Here is a 21,051-nt window from a genome sequence, read left to right as displayed (position 1 = left end):
ACACATTTTATTAGGTCACTTAGATGGCTGGATAGGGTATCCAGTGAAGGAGCTGAGGAAGTCGTCGGTCCCCGGCTACATGATATTTGCCCAGTCGTTAAGCTCTATAGCGCCCCTCAGCTCGACCGCCGCCCTGCTGACAATAGTCATGGCCCAGTCCCTAGCGTCAGCCCCTCTGGCCACAATCCTCGGCGTGGCCATGTATGGGATCTGGGTTGCCATAGGCTACAGCTACTCTAAGGTCATAGCTTCCTACGGCGGCACCTACGAGTTTGCCAGGAGGTCGGCCGGGGAGGGCATAGCCAGGGCCGTCGGTTGGACGTACTGGCTTAGCTACACCGTGTACATATCGGCCATCTCATCATACTTCGCTGGCGCAATGCTCCCCGTGCTGCTCCCCGCCTCGAGGCCGCTCACGGAGCTCGCGGCCATTTTAGTTCCGCTTGCCGTGGCAGGGCTTGCGGTGACTGGCACAACTGCCCCCCTGGGGATCACGCTCTTCACCTCAGCGGCGGAAGTCGTAGTGATCGTTCTGCTTGGAGCGTTAGTGCTGATGCGCACTGGGCTTAGGCCCCCCAGTCTCTCAGTGGCCCCCCAGGACCTCTTCGCAGGCTCCATGGCGGCCGCCTTCACTGTGGCAGGGGGCGGGGCCTCGTTCTTCATGGGTTACGAGGCCAGGAGGGGGTCAAGGGACGTGAGCCTCTCATTTCTTGCAGCTTTCCTAGTAGGCGCAGCGACCATATCCTTTGCCGCGTACTACGAGGTCGCCGCGGCTGGCTTCACAGACCTGGGGGTCTCCTCGCTGCTAGCGGAGACCCAGTATCCAGGGCTCTGGGTAGCAGAGAGGTTCGTCGGAGGCTGGTTCCCCTACCTCTACGTGGCGCTTACCCTGAGCAGCCTCTTCGGCACGCTGGTGGCAGCCTTCATGGCAGTGCAGAGGCTGACCTACGCGCTAACTGGCATCAGGGTCGACAGGTCCGCGATGCTGGTCCTAGCAGTAGTTGTAGGAGTTAACCTAGTTGGAGCCGTGGCTGGGGTGCTTAACGTTTACTTCTACTCTGTAATAGTTTCGCTCACTGCGCTGTTCACTTCCCACTCAGCGATATCTCTGCTCTATGCTGCGTTCTCGCGGAGGTACCTGAGGAGCGCCGCGAAGGGTTTGCCGCTCGCCGTGGGGGGAGCGGCGCTGATGATAGCTGGGCTCTACTATGAGGTGATATCCCAGGGCCTCAGGGCGGCGCTGGTCGGGGTTCTGCCCACGGTGTGCGTGGCGGCGGCCGCAGGCCTCGGCGGAGCGGCTGCCTTCAGGGCTTTATATAGGCGTAGCCCTCCCTCTCAAGCTCAACTATCCTCTTGATGCCCGAGTCCACAACCTCAACGCCGTCGATGAGGTCCTCCTTCTTGATTCCGAGCGCCCGCAGCGATATCGAGCACACGAAGAACTTCACCCCCATGCTGAGGAGCTCATTAATCTGCTCCCTGGCGTAGTCGTCCAGGGACCCCCTAAGTATTGTCAGGGGTCCCCTGACGTTGAATACAAATGCCACCTCAGCGTTCTTCTCGCCGACGCTGTCGAGCAAATTATAGGCGTTCCTCAGGGCAGCCATCAACTTCTCACGCGAGTCCTCGTCAACATGTATGACTGCCCTATACCTGGCGCTCACGGTTGACCCCAGTGGCAGGGCTCCGCCGAAAATTTAAGCGGGCGACAGAGTTAGCTGAGTCCCCGCGTTAAAGGAGCGCGGCTTAGCCGCCTCTGAGGTCTTAAGGCTAAGGCTCCCACGATAGTGCCTGCAGCTGTTGGCAGCTAGCATTTTACTTCTTTAACGGCTACTGCGACCCCCTGGGAGGGGGCTTGAATAGCTCTAAGAGCTGCTCCACCTGCGCCTACTGGAGGCCGCACGTGGTTTACCCTTTCGTGGGCCTCTGCACCGCCTGGGGCAAGCTCACCATGGACGACGATGGCTGTGAAAGGCACGCGGATCTCAAGATAGATCCCGGCTCGTTCTACTGGGTGCCGGAGCTCAGGACAAGAGTGAACGGGGAGGAGGCAAGGCTGCTGGTTAAGGAGGGTGTAAGGGTGTACGTGGCTGCATATGTTGACCCCGACGTCAGGGAGGAGATCTACGGGGCCTTTTAAAGGTCTGTGTAGGCTTTAGGGGCAAACTTATAGGTAATTTGATCTCACTTAATAAGTCCTGCTAGGGCCAGAGAGCACGGTGTGGGGTGCCGCTGAAGTTGAGCGAAGCAGTGGACCTTGACGTCATGATAGGAGGGCCCCAGGGAGGCGGCATAGAGTCATCAGGGCAGATGATGCTCAGGGTCTTCATGCTTAAGGGATATGACGTCTTCGGCATAAGGGAGTACCACAGCGATATAATTGGGGCCCACAGCTATTATAATGTAAGGGTGAAGGCCTCAAGGCCCAGGAGCGTGAGGCTTCCTGCTGACGCGCTGCTAGCGCTAGACGCTGAGGCCATATTTACGCACTATAATGAGCTGAAGGAGGGCAGCTACCTGATATATGACGTGGACTCCTTGCAGACCAGGATAGAGAAGATAGCGCCCATGGAGCCCGAGGTAAAGGAGAGGGTGATAGCTGACCTCAAGTCTAAGGGAGTAGAGCCGATAGCGTCTGAGCTGGTCAAGTACCTCTCCAAGAACGGCATAAAGACCATCGGGCTCCCCCTGAAGGATCTCCTGAAGCAGACCGCGGACAGGCTTAAGACGACGGTTGTGAGCGTCTCCAAGAGCGTTAACACTATGACAATAACTGCCCTGGCGACAGTGTTGGGCATAGACCTGAGCGCTGTTGAGAGGTCCATAAACCTGTACTTCTCAGGGAGGAAGAGCATCATAGACTCTAATGTGGAGGCCGCCAGGGTCACGTACGAGTACGTCAGGAGCAACTTCGGCATCTCCAAGGAGCTCCCCGATGGCCCCCACAGGGGTAAGGTGAGGATGATAGCAACAGGCAACGACATAGTTGCGATGGCTAAGATAGTGGGCGGCGTCGGGCTTGAGACGTACTACCCGATAACGCCAAGCCAGGACGAGGCGTTCTACATGGAGTCCCACAGGGTGTTCGACCTTGACGAGGAGGCGAGCAAAGCGCTCGGGACCAGCAAGATGAACTCGCTGACCCTTCAGGCCGAGGACGAGCTGGCGGCGCTCAACATGGCCATAGGTGGAGCCATAGCTGGCGCCAGGGTGGCCACCACCACGAGCGGCCCCGGCCTCTCACTTATGAATGAGGCGATAAGCTTCGCAGTGATGGCCGAGGTGCCGGTCGTCATAAGCGACTGGATGAGGACTGGGCCCTCAACTGGAATAGCCACAAGGCAGGGGCAGCAGGACCTCCTGCACGCCATATTTGCTGGCCACGGCGAGGCGTGGCCAAAGATAGTGATCGCCAGCGGCGACCACCTGGAGGCGTACTATGACACAATAAAGGCCCTCAACTGGGCCGAGCAGTTCCAGGTCCCTGTTATTCACCTGCTTGACAAGTACATGGCCGCAAGCATGATGAGCTTCGACAGGGAGGACGTAGATCCCTATAAGGTGCCCCTCACGAGGGGCAACTACGTGTCAAACCCAGGCCCTGACTACAGGAGGTACGAGATCACGGAGGACGGCATAAGCCCAAGGGCTCCGCTTGGCTCCGTGAGGTTCCTGGTATCAAGCCTTGAGCACAACGAGTACGGCATTGTGACCGAGGACCCCTCGACTAGGGAGAAGATGATGTTAAAGAGGATAAAGAAGATGGAGGCCATAGAGAGGGGCATACCCGACTCAGAGAAGGCCGTGCTCCACGGGGATCCTGACGCCAAGATAACTATAGTGTCCTGGGGGTCCACTAAGGGACCGATACTGGACGCCATGGAGAGGCTCAGGGCTGACGGCCTCAGGGTTAGGTTCCTTCAGATAAAGACGTTCCTGCCGTTCCCAACGGAGGTTGTGAAGGGTATCATAGGCTCGTCGGACGACGTCATAGCAGTTGAGAACAACGCCTTCGGTCAGATGGTTATGGCCATAAGGATGTTCACGGGGCTTGACATAAAGAAGAGGGTTGCGAAGCTCAACAGCAGGAGCCTCATGGAGCAGGAGGTTTACAATGGAGTTAAGAAGGCGCTTGGAATGAAGGAGGGCCTGGTGGTGGTGAGCGATGGCTCGTAACTGGATGGACTACAAGACGGACGCGTGGGTCCAGTGGTGCCCTGCCTGCGGCAACTTCGGCATATTGACAGCCCTGCAGAGGGCGCTGGCGGAGCTGGACCTGCCGAACGAGAAGGTCACCATAGTCTCAGGCATAGGGTGCTCCAGCAGGATGCCGTACTACGTTAAGACCTCCAACGTGCACACGCTCCACGGCAGGCCTATACCCGTGGCCCAGGGCATAAAGCTTGCCAACCCTGACCAGGTAGTTATAGTGGCCTCAGGCGACGGCGACCTCCTGGGAATAGGTGCTGGTCACTTCGTCGCGGTTGGCAGGAGAAACATAGACATAAAGGTGCTACTGCATGATAACGCCGTCTACGGGCTCACCAAGGGTCAGGCAGCGCCGACGCTGCCCCTCTACGTCAAGACCAAGGCCCTGGGACAGCCCAACATACAGAGCGCCGTCAACCCGCTCATGCTTGCGTTCGCCAGCGGCTACACGTTCATAGCAAGGGCCTACGCTTACCACATAGATCAGCTGAAGGAGATGATAAAGGCCGCCATAAAGCACAAGGGGACCTCCCTCATTGACATACTTCAGCCGTGCCCGACCTATAACGACATAATGACCAAGGAGTGGTACGAGAAGAGGATATACTACCTGGACAAGGAAGACCCGAGCTGGGACCCCAATATAGAGAAGCCCGAGGACGTCAAGAAGATACCGAAGATAGTAGAGAAGATGCTGGAGTGGGACGCGAGGATACCCCTGGGCATATTCTACAGGAACACCATGATAGAGCCGTTCGACGTGAGGATAGAGAAGATAATGCCTGGCTACCTTCAGAACCCGCCGGCCAGGAGAGTGGTCGGGGTTAACGGCAGGGCCCTGACGAACCCATTCGACGCATTCAAGGACAGGCTCGTGCCCACTTAAGTTTAAGGCCATAGGCTCAAGTTTTCCTTTCTTTTGTTTCTGCGGTCCGCGCCCTCGGAGCAAGGGCCGAGCTTACGATAAGTATAGTTGAGGCCACCAGCACTGCCATGATGAGCCCTCTGCCGGAGCTGGGAAGGGTCACGAGGAACGGCGCAAGGCCCCCTATCACTCTCCCAAACAGGAGCGACAGGTTAATAGCTAAGCCTTCGCTGCTCCCTGGGAAGAGCTCAGTTACCCACGCGCCCGCCGCAGAGAAGAAGCCGCTGGCAGCCACTGCGACAGCGTAGGCTGTTGCAAACACCGCTTTGTTGCTTGTCAAGGCTAACATAAGGGCGCCTGAGGCCGCACCCATGATGCCTGCGATCGCCAGCGGGAGCCTCCTTCCAACCCTGTCCGAGAGGGCGCCTATGCTAACATATGATATTATGCCGGCGGCGCTGGCAGCGCTTATAACTACCGATGCCAAGGATCCGCCTATGCCAGCTAGCGAGAGCGTGTATGTTGGGTACGTTAGGAGTGGAACCGTCAGTATAAAATATGATGCCATTATAGTCGAGGAGAACAGAAGGGGCTTTGCGGGGATACTTGAAAGCCTGAGGGCAACCGCTTGTCTCCTTGGAGGGAACTTCGACAGCGCCAGAAGTACGGCTGAGATCACATTTAGTGCGGAGAGAAGCAAAAACGTTAGCCTCCAGCCAGAGGCTCCAAGGGCGGCGTAGAGGCCGGACATAATCATGGCTCCAACGAAGTACAGGCTCTCGAGCACGCCGATCGTAGTCCCAGACCTAGATGGGTGAAGGTCGGCGGCCACATAGTAGGCTATTCCGTTGTTTGAGTTGGCGCCCACGCCGACAAGGGCCCACGCCACGTAAAGGCCGCAGAGGCCCCTGGAGGCGGCCGCGAGCAGAAGGCCCAGAGCGAGGAGCGACGAGGACATGACCATGACCGGCCTGTCGCCGATGCGATCGGCAAGCCTGCCAAGGAGTACGGAGGCCACCGCCCCAACCTCCCACGACAAGAGTATGGCCACTGAGGCCTCGCTGACGCTGGCCTTCAGGGACAGCGACACGCCCTCTATGTCGTAGCCCAGCGACAGGACTGAGACGGCGGCCCACAGAAACGAGAGCGTCACTGACGCTGTCGTCATCAGCCTATGTCGCAAAGCCCTTCCCCGCGCCTGGAGGCCCAGGACATAAGAATTAATAATCGTGTAGAACTATATAGATGTTGAGGCGTGGATGATTAGGAACCCCAAGGCAAAGGGCACGAGGGCTGAGAATGAGCTCGCTGACATCCTGTGGGAGAGAGGGTTCGCTGTGGTCAGGGGGCCAGCCAGCGGGGGAGGGGCTAAGAGGAGGTTTCAGCCTGACCTGGTGGCCGTCAGGGACGGTAAGGTCCTCGTCATAGAAGTTAAGTCAAGGTCGGGCTCTGGCCCTCTCTACATAGAGGCCGAGCAGGTGGTAGGCCTGGCTGAGTTCGCAAGAAGGGCGGGGGGACTGGCACTGATAGCGTTCAGGGCCAGGGGAGGCGAGTGGAGGTTCCACGCTGTCGAGTCCCTGAGGCCCACCGGCTCCAGCTTCGCAGTTGATGACCCGGCGAGCGGCATGAGGCTCAGGGACGTGGAGGAGATGCTGGAGAGAAAGCATAAGGACCTCTCAACATACCTCAGGCTGGACTCTAACTCTCCAAGCCTTAGTAAGTTAGATACGACTGACCTCTAACTCTCTTATTGAGCCTCGCCTACAGTTTAGCGTGGACGGAGGTAGGTCCAGTTTGTCTAAGCAGGTGGAGTGCCAGTACGAAGAGGGCCCGCTTGGCAGAAGGATCGTGGTTCCAAAAGGCCTTGACAACGTGATAGTTGACACCACTAACATAAGTGGCGTTGACCCCACGGGCAAGGCTACCATATATCGCGGCTACACAATAGATGACATAGGTGCGAACGCCGACTTTTACGAGGCCGCTTACCTCATACACTATGGACACCTGCCCAACCAGAAGGAGTACGACGAGTACAGGAAGAAGCTTGACAGCTACAGGGCGGAGATACCCGAGAAGCTAATAGACGCGCTGAAGCTGGTTCCCGCCACTCACCCGATGTACTATGCCCAGTACGCTTACAACCTGCTGGGCCAGTTCTACGCGCCAGAGTGGCCCCAGAAGGCCTCCTTCGAGTTCCTAGAGGAGCACGCAATGAGGCTCATAGCGTTAACCCCGTTCATATTTGCCGCCGCGTGGCACCTGCCGAGGGACGGCGTCCTCTACAGGCCTGACCCAAGCCTGCCTCACGCCAAGGACGCCCTGAGGATGATCCTGGGCAGGATGCCGAGCGACGTTGAGGCGAGGGCCTTTGAGGCCACGCTAGTCCTCTACATGGATCACGGCTTCAACGCCAGCACCTTCACGGTAAGGGTGGCCGCCAGCACGCTGACGGACATTTACAGCGCTGCAGCAGCCGGCGTCGCCTCGCTCAAGGGGCCGCTGCACGGAGGGGCCAACGAGCAGGCCATGAAGATGCTGCTCGAGGCCCAGGCGCAGGCCCAGGCAAAGGGAATACCGCTGGAGGACTACATAGAGCAGTACATAAAGGACAGGCTGGCCAGGAAGGAGCTCATAATGGGCTTTGGCCACAGGGTCTACAAGGTGCACGACCCGAGGACCGACGTGGCCAGGAAGTTCGTGGCGCAGCTGCCCAACGGTGACATGTGGGTTAAGGTGCTCGCCAAGGCCGAGGATGTAATGAAGAAGGAGAAGAACCTGCCTGCCAACATAGACCTCTACACTGGCGTGCTTTACTACCAGCTCGGCATTCCAATACCGATGTACACGCCAATATTTGCCATGGGCAGGATAGTAGGCTGGACTGCTCACTACATAGAGCAGTTCCTTAACAACAGGTTAATAAGGCCCGACGAGAAGTACGTGGGCCCCACCGGCCTCAAGTACGCTCCCATAAGCGAGAGGAAGTAATAAGCAACTTGGCCGCGCTAACCTCACTTTTTTGAATTAAATAAACACCTTATTTATTATATTTCAGTAGTTCTCAAGCACCCTCAGGCTGGCCAGAAGACCTGCAGTCACGAAGACGGCGGTTATTGCTATAAGTATCGCCCAGTCTTCAAGTATGTTGAAGCTGTGAACTCCAAGCAGGTTATACCTAACTATGTCAACGGCATACGTGAGCGGGTTGAACCTTGCTATGTCCCTAAGCCACCACGGCATCTGCTGGAGGGGGAAGAGGGCCGGCGACGCGAACATGAGGGGCAGGTTTATGAGGTTAACTATGGAGAACATTATCTCCTGGTTGTCGACAGCAAAGCCTATGGCCTCAAATATGCTTATGAAGCCGGCCGCCAGTAGGGCTATCGCAGCGCCGGCCTCAATAAAGTTGATGGCGTTCCAGTCGACGCTGAAGCCCAGCGCCACGGCTATAACAAGGAGTATGGTCTCATAGAAGAAGGTCCTTACGAGCGTGGCTGCCATCTTGGCCAGGAATATGCTGGACCTGGGGGCCGGGGTCATCCTTAGCCTGTTCATGCTTCCGAGCCTCTTCTCAAACACTATGTTCACGCCGCCGAAGACGCTCTGGAAGAAGGCGAAGACCACAAACATGCCGGTGGCCAGGTAGGCGAAGTAGTTGGTGGTCCCGAAGAGCCTGAGCAGCGTCTGGTCTACATACTGCTTAACGATGACAGGGTTGGCGCCCTGCAGGCCCGCTGAGGAGAACATGTTGACGAAGTTGAGGCTCTTCCCGAAGAGGGCCAGCCACGCGATGGGGGTTATCAGCGATATGAAGAAGGTGCCCCTCCTTCCCACCCACTTCTTGAGCTCCCTTTCCACCAGCACGTAGGTTTCCCTTATCATGATCTCACCGCCCTCATGAGCCTCCTGAACTTAAACGCGTCAAAGGACTCCTCGTCCCTAAGCCCATGACCTGTGAGCTCCAGGAAGACCTCCTCCAGGTTGGGCCTCACCACCCTGAGCTCAAGCACGTTAAACTGCGACAGCTCCTTTATGAGCTGCGGCATGGCCTCAGTGGAGGACTCCACTTTTATTACGACGTAGCCCTCCAACAGCTTCACATCGCCGAAGATGCGGGAGAGCTCCCTCACGGCCTTCTCAGCCTCGGCGTCGCCTGAGAACTTTATGTAGATCCTGTCGCCCTTGACCTTGGCCTTCAGCTCCTCGGGGGTGCCCTCGGCCACTATGTGCCCATGATCTATAATCGCCACCCTGTCGGAAAGCTCCTCGGCCTCCTCCATGTAGTGGGTAGTCAGTATGACCGTGACGCCCTCCTTCTTCAGGGCCCTCACGAGGTCCCATATGTGCCTTCTGCTCTGAACGTCAAGCCCAACCGTGGGCTCGTCAAGGAACACTACCTTGGGGTTATGAACTATGCTCATGGCTATCTCAAGCCGCCTCCTCATGCCGCCGCTGTAGTACATAACCCTCCTCTTGGCCGCGTCCTCAAGCTCCATGAACTTTATGGCCTCCCAGGCCCTTTCCTCAGCTTCCTTGCCACTGAAGCCGTGAAGCCTCGCCATGAGTAACACGTTGTCGAAGCCTGTTAGCTCGTCATCTGCAGTGAGGTCCTGGGGCACCACACCTATGACTCTCCTGACCTTGACCCTGTCCTTCACTATGCTGTAGCCCTCAACGAGGGCGTCGCCCTCGGAGGGCATCCTGAGCGTTGCTAACATAGAGATAGTGGTCGTCTTGCCTGCCCCATTAGGCCCTAGCAGCGAGTAAATCTCGCCCCTCATAACTTTGAAGTTTATGTGGTCAACTGCCAGGAGGTTGCCGTACCTTTTGGTGAGGTTTATGGCCTGTATGCTCACGTCTGACGTGTGGGTCACCTGGGCTTGGATTATCTAAGAGCTTTATATATCTTTATTCTATATTTGTAGTTCATAATATCCTGTCCTTCTACATTCTATGCGTCACGTTATATTATTCTGTGATGGCGATGGCTAATTGCCTGATCGCCCCCTGGTAGCGTAAAGCAAAGGCACTGTCATTACATTGGTGGCTGTTAGGACAAGAGCCTCCGCCAGGAGCCCCCTGGGCAGCGCGTACCCAGCCAGGGGAAATATCCAGAGGCTGACGGCCATGTTAGCCATATTAATGAAAGCTAGGGACAGGGCGCTCTGGTCTCTGCCGTACCTCTCCACAGCGTACGCGTAGTAAATGCTGAAGGCCAGGTCGACCAGGAAGCCGTTAATAAAGGATGCCGCCAGGAAGAACACAAATGACCTGCTGTAGATCATAAGGTAACTTATGGATGACACTGCCAGGAGTATGGACACCAGCCGCCTGCTCCTGGCCCAGCTGGCGGGCACCCACACCGCCAGGAAGCCCCCAAGGGCGGCCCCGGCGAACATGAGCAGCGTCAGGGACCCAGAGCCGAAGGGGGAGGCGCCGAACGAGAGCTGAGCCATAGAGGGCAGGAGGAAGCCGAAGGCGTAGGAGGTTCCGAAGGAGCCAGCCCCGGCCGCGCCAACTATCAGGAGGTCAGTCCACGAGCTCCTTGCCCTGGGGCCCGCACCTGCAGGCCTGCCGTTGAACTTTATCACCGTGGCGCTGGCGACGTCCATAACTATGCCAAGGAGCCCTGCCACAAGTGTTCCGAGCCTCCACCCCAGGAGGCCGTCCACAACCCCCCAGGCCAGGGCCGCGAGGCCCCCCAAGTTGAAGGTGGCGTTGTAAAGTCCCATGAGGCTTGCTGACGAGGAGTCGCTTATGTTAACGAGCACGAAGCCAGCCGGGGCGAAGAAGAGGCCGGTGCCGAGCCCCGCTATGAACCTGAGCATCACAGCCTCCCAGGCGCTGCTGGCAAAGTATATCATGATGTCCGAGAGCGATAGTATTGCAAGGCCGATGACAAACGTGTTCCTCGCCCCTATCCTGGCGGAGAGGGCTACGCTGACCAGCTGCGTGGACGCGGCCCCTGCTATGAAGACCAGCGGCAGCACGCCAGAGAGCCAGCTAGGGGCACCGTACTCCGACAGTATCTGGAGCATGGCTGGCGCTAGGACGTACCACTGCATCGAGTAAACCAGCCTCGTCAGCAGCAGGGTAACTTCCTGCCTCAGCTTGTTCGTGCCCTTGCGCCCTTTCGGCTAACGTCAACTTTGATGGGTTTATAAGCTTAGGGCCTTTATGCAGAAAGTTACGGCGGCGACAACTACGCTTATTGTCTTCCACTGGCGGGCTATCTGGGATCCCGCTTGAGTGGGAACCGCTTGGCCGGATACATCATCTTTGTTGGAGTTGCCCAGTTCGTGCTCTTTATGTTAATAGCCGAGGCCATATACCCAGGGTATAGCGTTTCGAGGAACTACATAAGCGACCTGGGGAACCTGAGGCTGGAGCCCTCTACGCCTCACGCAGCCGTTTTCAACACCTCAATAATGCTACTGGGCATTCTGCTAATAGCTGGCGGCGCGCTGCTATATCGCTCTGGGAGGGACGCGACCGGCAGGGCACTTGGAGCCCTGGTGATGGCCTCAGGCGTTGGAGCTGCGGGCGTTGGCCTCTTCCCAGAGGGGTCCCCGCACGGGCTTCACATAATCTTCTCCCTCGTGACTTTCCTGGCCTCCTCCCTGGCCTCATACCCAGCGTCGCTCTACAGGGGGCTTAGGACTCCCCTGTGGGGGGCCCTGGGCACCATAGGCCTTATGGCCCTGGCGCTTTACGTGAACGGGATATACCTGGGCCTTGGGTGGGGCGGGATGGAGAGGCTCATAGTGTACCCCAACCTGCTCTGGGCCGCAGGCTTCTCAGGGGCTTTGTTGGGCAAGGAAAAGGGCTAGCCACAGGTAAGGATAAGTAGAAGCTGTTGTACTAAATAACCGGGAGCCGCCACGTCTAAGGAGCCGTTTTACTTCAAGAGCTTTGACAGGGTGATAGGGGTTGCCAAGGATGAGGAGGAGCTCCTGACGGAGATGAAGAGGCTCTCGGAAGTTGACCCCAAGGCCGTGGAGTATCACCTGGCCCAGGGCCACATAAGGGCATGGCTTGACTACATAGGCAGGGGCGACCTGGCGAGCCTGCTCAGCGACGTTAAGTCTCTCGCGGACGCGGTCAAGCTGCTCAGCGACGCCATGTTAGGCTGGGACTCGGAGCTCACCTGCCCGGGCTGCGGTTTCAAGGGCAAGGTCAGGGACTTCAAGCTCCTCCGCCCTCCATGGTATTTTGGCAAGTACTTGGGCAGGAGCCTCCAGTGCCCCAGGTGCGGCCTTAAGTTCAGGTACTTCTACCCGCTCGCCCAGGGCGGCAAGCCTTACACTGTTCCCAAAGGAAAGGGCATGTAATGGTTGGCCCAGACATAATGTATTGATCATAAGCTTTACAATAAATCTTTTTAATTTTGGTAGTCACTAGAGATCTAGTGAGAGCTATGCCCAGCGCTCTCCCAGACGAGGCGGTTAGCGTCTCCATAGAGCTGGCGAGGCAGGCCATAAGGGAGGCCAACCTAGCCTACCGGGAGGGGCTCAGGGACGTAGCTGAGGCCCTTAAGTCTCTTGGGGAGAGCGCTAGGGAAATAGCTATGTACCTGGCCAAAGGAGACGTTGAAAAGGCCTATGAAATGGTTGAGAGCAGCAGCATTGAGAGCTTAGTGGTGTACGCGTCCCCCAACACCAAGGACGCCTACGAGCATCTAAGGTATCTGCTGGTAACTACTAGGTATTCGAGGGTCCGCGCCGCCAGGCACTAAAATTATCACTTTCTTATAGTTTTGACTGGAAATCTTAGCCACATTACTATGTTTTAACTGGGCCTTACTTAGCAGCATATATAAGCTATGACTATATCTAAGGCCCGGTGCTCGACTTGCACGAGGACACGGAGATCCTAGGGTCGCAGTACGGTAATGACCCCTACAGGTCTGTAGTACCTCCTATCTATCTCAGTGTTGCCTATGATTACATAACTGATGATAATGCAGTTAGAGACGACAAGGGCAGGGTGGTCAGATATTCAAGGGAGACGAATCCAAGCCTAAGGCCCCTCGAGAAGGCCGTAGCCGCGCTGGAGGGCGCTGACGATGCTCTTGCCTTCAGTTCAGGCATGGGCGCCATAGCTGCGTCCCTCCTGGCCCTGTTGAAAAGGGGCGCGAGAATCCTGACGTTGAAGGAGATGTACGGTGTTACAATCCAGTTGCTTCAGGACTTACTGAACCTCGTTGGAGGCTCCTTGGTTAAAGTTTACCCTTCAACTGAAGAGGTAATTAATGAGCTTGCGGGAGGGAAGTACGATGTGGCCGTACTTGAGGTAATGACAAACCCGACGCTCAAGGTGATAGACTTAAGGGAGATAGGCAGGGCAGCCAAAGAGGCCGGTACCAAACTTATAGTTGATAACACTTTCACGACCCCCCTGCTGGTCAGGCCCCTCAGGCTGGGGGCGTCAGTGGTAGTACACAGCAGCACCAAGTACTTAGCCGGTCACAACGACGTGGTAGGCGGGATCGCCGCTGCAGGTGGCCCAGAGGTAAAGGACCTCTATGAGTGGAGGAGGAAGCTCGGAACTGTGCAGCCGCCGTTCGAGGCATACCTTACCTACAGGGGCCTGAAGACACTGTCCCTGAGGTTCGAGAGGCAGAGCAGGACAGCTATGGCGCTGGCCGAGTTCCTCCATGATTGCAGCAAGGTGGCAGCCGTTTACTACCCGGGCCTCCCTGACAGCCCATATCATGGAGTGGCCTCAGGGCTCTTTGAGAGGCCCCTGTACGGCGGCGTCCTCTCCTTCACGCTCAGGGGAGGCCCAGAGGCCGCCCTCAGGCTTGTGAAGGCCCTCAGGGTGGCCAGGGTGGCCCCAAGCCTTGGAGGCACCGAGACCTTAGTGACGCTGCCGGCGTTCACCGCCTCAAGCCACATAAGCCCAGAGGAGAGGAGGGCCCTGGGCATAGAGGAGTCCCTGATAAGGGTCTCAGTGGGCCTGGAGGATGAGGGCGACCTAGTGGAGGACTTTGGCAAGGCACTGGGGGCCATAAGCTAAAGCATGGCAGAGCCGCCGCCGGGACTTGAACCCGGGACCTCTGCCTTACCAGGGCAGCGCTCTACCGGCTGAGCTACGGCGGCGCTGGGGGCTTTTGGCCCCCAGCTCCCTCTCCTCCTAGCTAGTTATAACTTTTGTGGCCTTTGCGTCGCCCCTACTGCTATGAACTTCTAGTAATTTTGAGCCCTAAGCATGGCAGAGTAAGCCACGAGCGAACACCTTACAGGCCTATACAACTACTTTAGGCAACGGCATAGCAGTATAGTAAGTCTAAAGTAAGGTTTATATGTGCACAGTAAGCATCAGTTCCTTTGGTGAGTGTGCACAATGAGCGCTTGGGGCTGGGTCGAGTGGCTGCTGAACCCGCCGCAGGGCCTGTCGCTGGGCATGATACTGCTTATTTCATATGTGCTGGGCCTCCTGCACGGCGCGACGCCGGACGAGCACACGTGGCCCATAACCTTCAGCTACGCCGTTGGCAAGTACAGCACCAAGGGGGGCATGAAGGCGGGCTTCCTCTTCTCGCTCGGGTTCACGCTGCAGAGGGCGCTCCTGACGACCCTTGGGTTCCTCGGGCTGGCTTACTTCTATCAAAAGTATAACCTCGACGGCCCGGTCTACGTGGTTGTTGGAATAGTTATGGCTATAGCTGGGTCCTACATACTGAAGGGCAAGTACCTGCACCTTGAGCTTGACAGGCTGCTGGGCAGCAGAACGCACGGGAGGGCAGCTGAGAGGAAGAACATATACGAGCAGCTGAGGGACGTGCCGCTTAAGATGACCATAGTTCATGGCCTCATAGCTGGCTTCGGTTTTGGCGCCTACGCCAGCGTAATAACGTTCATACTCGCGCCGAGGGTCGGCTCCCTGCTCTACGCCCCGCTGCCTGGGGCGATGTTTGGGCTTGGAACAATGACGATGCAGATAATATTTGGGGCGGCGTTTGCTAACCTGGCAAGGCTTAAGGGCCTGGGCGAGGAGGGCGTGAAAAGGCTGGGCGCGGCCACCGCTGGAAGGACTCTATACTACGGAGGCTTAGCCTTTGTGGTGATAGGCCTTCTCATAGTGCTGTTCCCAACAATAGATTACCTGGCCCTGAGCACTGGGGTGCCAATACCTAACCTAGACGCCGTGGACGTAGGGCTGATCCTCGTGCTTACTGTGGTGGGAGGCATAGGAATAGGAAGCATGATAAAGGCTTACAGGGAGCTGAACAGCATAAGCAGCGCAACGCGCGCTAGGAGCTGAGTATTATAACTCAATTTATGTAATTGACTTTGAAAACTTAGTGTATCACGAGGACCTGCTAGATGCTTATATTGATAGATGCATCTTCTATTATATACCAGCACATTTAGATGATACCATTCTCCCGTTCATAGACCTAAAATGAGTAAGGAAAAGCATCTAGCTTTTGTTTTAATAGTGTTCATGGCATTAGTGACTATAACTGCCTTAGTGGGCGAGCCCCTGGGGGCACTGGCAGCCCACGGAAGGCCGGCCTCATCATTTAGCGTGGGCGAGAACGCCAACAGCGTTTACAGCGCTTCGAAGGATCCCGTGGAAATAACGGGACCTATTAATATAACAAAGCCAGGATACTATGTTATAGCTAGCAACATCAGCGTGTGCAGCGATAACTATACGATAGGCGTGTTCGCGAGCAACGTAATAATAAATGGAGAAGGCCATGTAATCACAGGGTGCAGGGTAATTATCGGCGTTGGCGTCGTCAAAAGCGTTGGCATACTTATAAACAATGCCAGTAACGTAACCATAGAGGACCTTGTTGTCAGGAAGTATTACTATGTGGTGAATGGAAGCGGCAACGACATACGCGTCATTAACGCCTCCCTGGAGAAGGGACTCACGGCAGACCTTCAGCTGTGGGGCAACAACATAAGCATATACAACGCCTTTGTGCCAAGCAGCGGGCGCGGCATTAACATAACTGGCAACAACATAACCATATACAAAGTTAACACCTTTGGTGACTACATAGGCGTTGCAGTTAATGGCAACCAAGTTAAGTTGGAGAGGGTGACTAACCCGGATAACAGCTACGGCATCGTAGTTAATGGAGACTATGTAACCGTGATAGGCGGCGCCTCCTCGAGCAGGTTTGGGGCAACGTTTAACGGCAGCCACATAAGTGTGGTCAACTCTACGTTCAACGTGGAGAGTGGTTTATACGGCAAGAGCTATGGCGTGGGCGTGCGCGGCAGCTACGTGACCATGCTCAACGTCACCGCGGGCTCAGGCCAGGTGAGCGTAGAGGTTAACGGCTCTTACGTTAACCTCTCAGACATAGAGGCCAACGGTGACAGCATAGGCATTCTAATTAACGGCAGCCACGTGAACGTGGACAGCGTCACGATATATACGGCCAGGGTAGGAGTTGAGGCCTTCGGCAGCCACATAAGGCTGTCCGGGCTTAGCCTATCATATAATGTAGTGTATAATGGAACGGGGGCCACAGGGCTGCTAGTGAAGGGCGAAAACATCAATATGTCAGAGGTCAGGGAGGCCGGCTACACATATGATATAAACTCGACGGGCACTAACATAACTATATCGGACTCCGAGCTCTGGTCACTGGGCGCAGCGGCCTGGGAATCAACGTCACAGGAAGCGGCGTCTCACTGGTGTATGTGAACGTAAGCTCCTTCGCCTATGGAGTGTACGTCAAAGGGCCCAACGCTACCATATATGGCTCAGACATACAGGCTGCTAACTACACGCTTTACCTCTACGACTCCTACAACGACCTAATATATAACAACGTCTTTGACGGTCCTGTAAAAGTTGTGAACTCGACAGCCACCTGGTACGTCACGCCAAGGCCTGGCACTAACGTGCTTGGTGGCAAAGTAATAGCTGGAAACGCGTGGCTGCTGCCGAACGGCAGCGGCTTCTCGCAGGTGACACCCTCGTCACCATCAGACCCATACATATGCGATGAGCCGTATGAGGTGGCCCCAGGTCAGTACGACATGAACCCGCTCAAATACCCACAGCCCAGCAACGCGTCCACGGTCACTCAGACTACAACATACTCTACTACAACCACCACAACTAGCACTACAACTGTTAGCGAGACGACTTCAACAACAGTAACAACTACGACACAGCAGGCGGAGTCGCAAACCTTAACAGGGACTTCAACATCATCCACATCTACAAGTACGCTGCCTACTAATACGGTGTCCCCAAGGGCTCACTCCAGCCCTACGACCATCTATGTGGCGGTCGGAGCTGTAATAGCAGTAATAGCAGCTGCGTCAGCGGTGGTGCTAATAAGAAGAAGGTAATCAGCTTACCCTTGATGTACGCAGACATTTAGCATATAGTCGCTGCGGCCCAGAGTAAAAGAGTATTACCTTAAGAGTGCCTTTTTGAACATCCTAATCAGTCCTGCTGGGCAATGCGCGCTTTGGGCCGTCACTCTACATTTGATGTGAAGGCCGGGACCCTTGAGACATAGGGAATTACCCTATGACTTGCCGTTGTCGCCCATAGGAGGCCAAAAGTTTAGTGTGTATGCCAAAGGTTAAATACTACGCTGACCTTATGGGTAAACAGCAAAGCTATTAACCCCATTTCCAACACACTGAGACAAAAAATAAAGCGTAGTAAGGTGTTGATTGTTGACGCTGGAGAGGCCTGTAGGCCCATCCCCTCAGGAACTGGTCTCAGCGTCCAGGGCCGCGCTTGGGCTAGAGCCCCTGGACCTCCTGATAAAGGGTGCAGAGGTAGTCGACGTCTGGGGCAGGAGGACAGGAGGCTGGGACGTGGGCGTTAAGGGCAGGGTTGTGGCCTGCGTCGGCGACTGCAGGTCGCGAGCGAGGCGCGTTGTTAACGCTAAGGGGGCCTACCTGGCCCCCGGCTTCATAGACGCCCACATGCACCTGGAGAGCACCTTCCTCAGCCCCGGCGAGTTCTCCAAGGAGCTTGTCAAGCACGGCACCACAGCCGCCTTCGTTGACATACATGAGGTCGGCAACGTGCTTGGCATCAAGGGAGTCTATGCCGTGGCTGAGGAGTTCAGGCACGCGCTGCTTAAGGTGTTCCTGCTGGCGCCGCCCAACGTGCCACCTTCAAGGCGAGTGGACGATGCAGGAGGGGCCTCAATAAGTTACTCCGAGGCCCTTGAGGCCGCCAGGGCCCTCTCAGGCCTGGGCGAGGTCATGGACCTCCAGTCGCTCGTTGAAGGCGACGAGGACCTGATGAACTTCGTGGCCGAGGCCTCAGCCTCGGAGGCGGTTGTCCAGGGCCACATGGCGGGCCTCTCAGGCCCAGAGCTCGACGCCTACGTAAGCCTAGGGGTGAGGAACGACCACGAGGTCACCGCGCGGGAGGAGCTCATGGAGAGGCTTTCGAGGGGCGTGTTCCCCTTCGTGAGGTTCGGCTCCAGCTGGAGGGACCTGGACAGGCTCAGCGACCTGGTCTCGAGGTACTCGCCGCTGGTGCCAATAGTGGTTGACGACATTCACGCCCTTCACCTGGTCCGCGAGGGGCACCTGGACAGGGCCGTGAGGAGGGCCATAGAGCTCGGCGTGGACCCCGTGGACGCCGTGAGGGCAGTCACGCTGGCCCCGGCCCTGTCCTATGGCCTTGAGCGCTGGCTCGGCTCGGTGACTCCTGGAAGGTTCGCTGACCTGGTCCTGCTGGATTCCCTGGACGATAAGCTTCGCGTCATTCAGACCTTCATAAACGGCTCCGAGGCGGTGTGCTCGCCAAAGAAAGTGTCGTCGCAGCTCGACGGTAACACGGTAACGGTGAGCTTCAGGCCGTCGTTTGAGCTTAGGGCGCCTGTGAGCAGCGGCCAGGTGCAGACGAGGGTGATAGAGCTTGTGAACGGCTCGACTATAACCTCAGAGTCGTTTGAGGTACTAAGGGTGGAGGACGGGCGCCCCATAATCAAAGGCAACCTTTCCGAGGTGCACGTAATAAACAGGTACGGCAAGGAGCTTCAGGGCTTCGGCCTGCTGGGGCTCAGCGTAAGCGGCGCCCTGGCGTCCTCAGTGGCCCATGACACGCATAATATTATCATAGTTGGCAACGAGAGGGGCTCCATGGAGGCCGCCCTGGAGGCCATAAGGGCGAAGGGGGGAGGCATAGCGTTTGCGCAGGAGGGCTCGGTGAAGGCCTTCCTGCCGCTGCCCATAGCCGGGCTCATGAGTGACCTGAGCTCTGAGGAGGTGGCCTCAAGGCTTGAGGAGGTCACCAACGAGCTCAGCAGGGCCTGCAGCTGTGACGGCGACCTGGTACTCAACCAGATACAGCTCCTCACTCTGCCAGTGATACCTGAGCTCAGGGTCACAGACAAGGGCCTCTACAGCGTGGGCAGGAGGTCCTACGTGCCCCTCTTTGAGGTGTCCTGAGGTGTCGTGGAGCCCCAGCGCGGAGCACGACACTGTGCTGATCATTAGCTTCGGGGGCCAGTACGCCCACATGATATCAAGGAGGGTCAGGGACCTCGGAGTCTACAGCGAGGTGGTGCCTTACGCCGCGGTCAGCCAGAGCACCGTTGAGGAGCTGAGGCCCAGGGCAATAATACTGTCCGGGGGCCCGAGCAGCGTCTACGAGCCGGGGGCCCCTGCCATAGGGGACTGGGTCCTGAAGCTCGGCCTTCCCGTGCTGGGCATATGCTATGGGCACCAGCTCCTGGCCGAGATGACTGGGGGGAGGGTGGAGAGGGGGCAGGGAGAGTACGGGAGGACCAGGGTCACGGTTGACGGGCCTGACCCGCTCTTTGACGGCTGGGGCAGGGAAGAGGACGTCTGGATGAGCCACTCGGATTACGTGGCCTCGGTGGGTCCCGGCGTCAAGGTTCTGGCCACATCAAAGGACACGGGCTACATAGCAGCCATGAAGGCCGGTGACAAGATCTACGGGGTTCAGTTCCACCCAGAGGTCAGGCACACGGAGAAAGGGGTGAAGCTGATTGCCAACTTCCTCTTCAAGGTAGCTAAGGTAAGGCCCACCTGGAGCGTTGAGGGCCTCGCCGAGAAGCTCGTGGAACAGGTGAGGTCCCAGATTCCTCGTGAAGATAAAGCTATAGTCGCGGTCAGCGGTGGCGTCGACTCGACCACGGCTGCAGTCATAGCAAAAAGGGCCCTGGGCGACAGGGCGGTCGTGGTCTTCATAAATCACGGCCTGTTGAGGGAGGGCGAGGCGGAGGAGGTGCTAAGCGCGCTGAAGTCCCTGGGGCTGAACCCCATTTACATAGACGCCTCTGACAGGTTCCTGAGGGCCCTGAAGGGGGTGACGGACCCTGAGCAGAAGAGGCTTGTAGTAGGGAAGGTGTTTGCTGAAGTCTTCAAGGAGGTGGCCACCTCGGACAGCTCGATAAGGTGGCTGGTTCAGGGCACGACATACCCTGACGTCATCGAGAGCGGCGCTGAGGCGGGGGCTGACAGGATTAAGAGCCACCACAACGTGGGGGGCCTTCCCAGGGACCTGGGCCTCAGGGTGATAGAGCCCCTCAGGTACCTCTACAAGGACGAGGTCAGGAGGCTCGCCCTCTCCCTCGGCATCCCTGAGAGCATTGCTATGAGGCACCCGTTCCCAGGGCCCGGCCTCGCGGTCAGGGTCATAGGTGAGGTCACAGAGGAGAAGCTCAGGATAGCAAGGAGAGCGTCAATGATAGTAGAGGAGGAGCTGAGGAGGGCGGGCCTTTACAACTCGGTCTGGCAGGCCTTTGCCGTCGTTGGCGACGACAAGTGGGTGGGAGTCAAGGGCGACAGGAGGGCCTTCGGCTACATAGTAACAGTGAGGGTCGTTGAAAGCGAGGACGGCATGACTGCTGACTGGGCGAGGCTCCCGTATGATCTGCTGCAGCGCATAGCCTCAAGGATAACGTCTGAGGTGCCTGAGGTTGTGATGGTAACGTACGCTGTGACCACCAAGCCACCGTCAACCATAGAGCCCGTTTAAAGTTATAAAAGCAGCGC

The 21,051-nt window shown here is 57.1% G+C and carries 20 protein-coding genes and 1 tRNA gene; 15 read left to right on the top strand and 6 right to left on the bottom strand.

Annotated elements, in window-relative coordinates:
* Positions 1-43 precede the first annotated feature (43 nt).
* Entirely contained in the window at positions 44-1,357 is a 1,314-nt protein-coding gene (locus ASAC_RS04400) for an APC family permease (protein ID WP_013266795.1), read from the top strand.
* Here the strand turns inward: ASAC_RS04400 and ASAC_RS04395 are convergent.
* The gene (locus ASAC_RS04395; RefSeq protein ID WP_048812807.1) at positions 1,305-1,664 is read right to left on the bottom strand and encodes a DsrE family protein; all 360 of its coding nucleotides are present in this window, start codon (positions 1,662-1,664) and stop codon (positions 1,305-1,307) included. The two genes, ASAC_RS04400 and ASAC_RS04395, sit on opposite strands and share 53 nt — an antisense overlap.
* Before the next feature lie 191 nt (positions 1,665-1,855).
* Between ASAC_RS04395 and ASAC_RS04390 the strand changes: the two genes are divergently transcribed.
* From ASAC_RS04390 to ASAC_RS04380, 3 genes are all read left to right on the top strand, one after another.
* Entirely contained in the window at positions 1,856-2,140 is a 285-nt protein-coding gene (locus ASAC_RS04390; protein ID WP_013266794.1) for a hypothetical protein, read from the top strand.
* 98 nt (positions 2,141-2,238) lie between these two features.
* Positions 2,239-4,176: a 2-oxoacid:ferredoxin oxidoreductase subunit alpha gene (locus ASAC_RS04385; RefSeq protein ID WP_238523587.1), complete on the top strand. Its 1,938-nt coding sequence runs from the start codon at positions 2,239-2,241 to the stop codon at positions 4,174-4,176.
* Positions 4,166-5,095 (top strand): 2-oxoacid:ferredoxin oxidoreductase subunit beta, encoded by a 930-nt coding sequence (locus ASAC_RS04380; RefSeq protein ID WP_148217148.1) that lies wholly within the window; start codon positions 4,166-4,168, stop codon positions 5,093-5,095. Before ASAC_RS04385 ends, ASAC_RS04380 begins: the two co-directional genes overlap by 11 nt.
* A gap of 16 nt (positions 5,096-5,111) precedes the next feature.
* On the opposite strand, the gene ASAC_RS04375 is transcribed toward ASAC_RS04380, so the two are convergent.
* Complete coding sequence (locus ASAC_RS04375) at positions 5,112-6,257, bottom strand: MFS transporter (RefSeq protein ID WP_148217147.1); 1,146 nt, start codon at positions 6,255-6,257, stop codon at positions 5,112-5,114.
* A 76-nt stretch (positions 6,258-6,333) separates the two neighbouring features.
* Here ASAC_RS04375 and hjc point away from each other — a divergent pair, with 76 nt between their 5' ends.
* Positions 6,334-6,816: a Holliday junction resolvase Hjc gene (gene hjc / locus ASAC_RS07645; protein ID WP_013266790.1), complete on the top strand. Its 483-nt coding sequence runs from the start codon at positions 6,334-6,336 to the stop codon at positions 6,814-6,816.
* A gap of 52 nt (positions 6,817-6,868) precedes the next feature.
* On the top strand, positions 6,869-8,065 hold the full coding sequence (locus ASAC_RS04365; protein WP_013266789.1) for a citrate/2-methylcitrate synthase: 1,197 nt from the start codon (positions 6,869-6,871) through the stop codon (positions 8,063-8,065).
* Between the two features lie 63 nt (positions 8,066-8,128).
* Here the strand turns inward: ASAC_RS04365 and ASAC_RS04360 are convergent, their stop codons facing one another.
* From ASAC_RS04360 to ASAC_RS04350, 3 genes are all read right to left on the bottom strand, one after another.
* Positions 8,129-8,959, bottom strand: a complete 831-nt coding sequence (locus ASAC_RS04360) for an ABC transporter permease (RefSeq protein WP_013266788.1) — start codon at positions 8,957-8,959, stop codon at positions 8,129-8,131.
* On the bottom strand, positions 8,956-9,951 hold the full coding sequence (locus tag ASAC_RS04355; protein ID WP_013266787.1) for a daunorubicin resistance protein DrrA family ABC transporter ATP-binding protein: 996 nt from the start codon (positions 9,949-9,951) through the stop codon (positions 8,956-8,958). The genes ASAC_RS04360 and ASAC_RS04355 overlap by 4 nt, the downstream gene beginning before the upstream one ends.
* A 114-nt stretch (positions 9,952-10,065) precedes the next feature.
* On the bottom strand, positions 10,066-11,163 hold the full coding sequence (locus tag ASAC_RS04350) for an MFS transporter (RefSeq protein WP_274376798.1): 1,098 nt from the start codon (positions 11,161-11,163) through the stop codon (positions 10,066-10,068).
* A 174-nt stretch (positions 11,164-11,337) separates the two neighbouring features.
* Here ASAC_RS04350 and ASAC_RS04345 point away from each other — a divergent pair, with 174 nt between their 5' ends.
* From ASAC_RS04345 to ASAC_RS04330, 4 genes are all read left to right on the top strand, one after another.
* The gene (locus tag ASAC_RS04345; RefSeq protein WP_013266785.1) at positions 11,338-11,907 is read left to right on the top strand and encodes a DUF998 domain-containing protein; all 570 of its coding nucleotides are present in this window, start codon (positions 11,338-11,340) and stop codon (positions 11,905-11,907) included.
* 90 nt (positions 11,908-11,997) lie between these two features.
* Positions 11,998-12,408: a zinc ribbon domain-containing protein gene (locus ASAC_RS07715; protein WP_013266784.1), complete on the top strand. Its 411-nt coding sequence runs from the start codon at positions 11,998-12,000 to the stop codon at positions 12,406-12,408.
* Between the two features lie 86 nt (positions 12,409-12,494).
* Positions 12,495-12,812: a hypothetical protein gene (locus tag ASAC_RS04335; RefSeq protein WP_013266783.1), complete on the top strand. Its 318-nt coding sequence runs from the start codon at positions 12,495-12,497 to the stop codon at positions 12,810-12,812.
* Between the two features lie 107 nt (positions 12,813-12,919).
* A complete protein-coding gene (locus ASAC_RS04330) occupies positions 12,920-14,095 on the top strand; it encodes a cystathionine gamma-synthase family protein (RefSeq protein WP_013266782.1) in 1,176 nt (391 codons plus the stop codon).
* Between the two features lie 10 nt (positions 14,096-14,105).
* Here ASAC_RS04330 and ASAC_RS04325 read toward each other — a convergent pair.
* Positions 14,106-14,178 (bottom strand) — tRNA-Thr (locus tag ASAC_RS04325).
* A gap of 244 nt (positions 14,179-14,422) precedes the next feature.
* On the opposite strand from ASAC_RS04325, the gene ASAC_RS04320 reads away from it, so the two are divergent.
* The 5 genes from ASAC_RS04320 to guaA all read left to right on the top strand — a co-directional run bounded on the left by ASAC_RS04320 (position 14,423) and on the right by guaA (position 21,034).
* Complete coding sequence (locus tag ASAC_RS04320; RefSeq protein WP_013266781.1) at positions 14,423-15,343, top strand: hypothetical protein; 921 nt, start codon at positions 14,423-14,425, stop codon at positions 15,341-15,343.
* A gap of 183 nt (positions 15,344-15,526) precedes the next feature.
* On the top strand, positions 15,527-16,750 hold the full coding sequence (locus ASAC_RS04315) for a hypothetical protein (protein WP_148217145.1): 1,224 nt from the start codon (positions 15,527-15,529) through the stop codon (positions 16,748-16,750).
* A complete protein-coding gene (locus ASAC_RS07900; protein ID WP_238523586.1) occupies positions 16,741-17,406 on the top strand; it encodes a NosD domain-containing protein in 666 nt (221 codons plus the stop codon). Before ASAC_RS04315 ends, ASAC_RS07900 begins: the two co-directional genes overlap by 10 nt.
* A gap of 336 nt (positions 17,407-17,742) precedes the next feature.
* Positions 17,743-19,479 (top strand): adenine deaminase C-terminal domain-containing protein, encoded by a 1,737-nt coding sequence (locus ASAC_RS04305; RefSeq protein ID WP_013266778.1) that lies wholly within the window; start codon positions 17,743-17,745, stop codon positions 19,477-19,479.
* Position 19,480: 1 nt separating this feature from the next.
* Positions 19,481-21,034, top strand: coding sequence for a glutamine-hydrolyzing GMP synthase (guaA, locus tag ASAC_RS04300; protein WP_013266777.1), 1,554 nt, complete (start codon positions 19,481-19,483; stop codon positions 21,032-21,034).
* The last annotated feature ends 17 nt before the right edge of the window (positions 21,035-21,051 follow it).

The organism is Acidilobus saccharovorans 345-15, assembly GCF_000144915.1.
In the GTDB taxonomy this organism is placed as follows: Archaea; Thermoproteota; Thermoprotei_A; order Sulfolobales; family Acidilobaceae; genus Acidilobus; species Acidilobus saccharovorans.
The sequence above is the reverse complement of the archived record's forward strand: the minus strand, read 5'-3'. Positions and strand labels throughout refer to the sequence as shown.

Excerpts from the sequence above, each read along its gene's own strand:
- ASAC_RS04380 (WP_148217148.1), top strand. The coding sequence starts at position 4,166 with ATGGCTCGTAACTGGATGGACTACAAGACGGACGCGTGGGTCCAGTGG.
- hjc (WP_013266790.1), top strand. The coding sequence starts at position 6,334 with ATGATTAGGAACCCCAAGGCAAAGGGCACGAGGGCTGAGAATGAGCTC.
- ASAC_RS04360 (WP_013266788.1), bottom strand. The coding sequence starts at position 8,959 with ATGATAAGGGAAACCTACGTGCTGGTGGAAAGGGAGCTCAAGAAGTGG.
- ASAC_RS04335 (WP_013266783.1), top strand. The coding sequence starts at position 12,495 with ATGCCCAGCGCTCTCCCAGACGAGGCGGTTAGCGTCTCCATAGAGCTG.
- ASAC_RS04320 (WP_013266781.1), top strand. The coding sequence starts at position 14,423 with ATGAGCGCTTGGGGCTGGGTCGAGTGGCTGCTGAACCCGCCGCAGGGC.
- ASAC_RS04315 (WP_148217145.1), top strand. The coding sequence starts at position 15,527 with ATGGCATTAGTGACTATAACTGCCTTAGTGGGCGAGCCCCTGGGGGCA.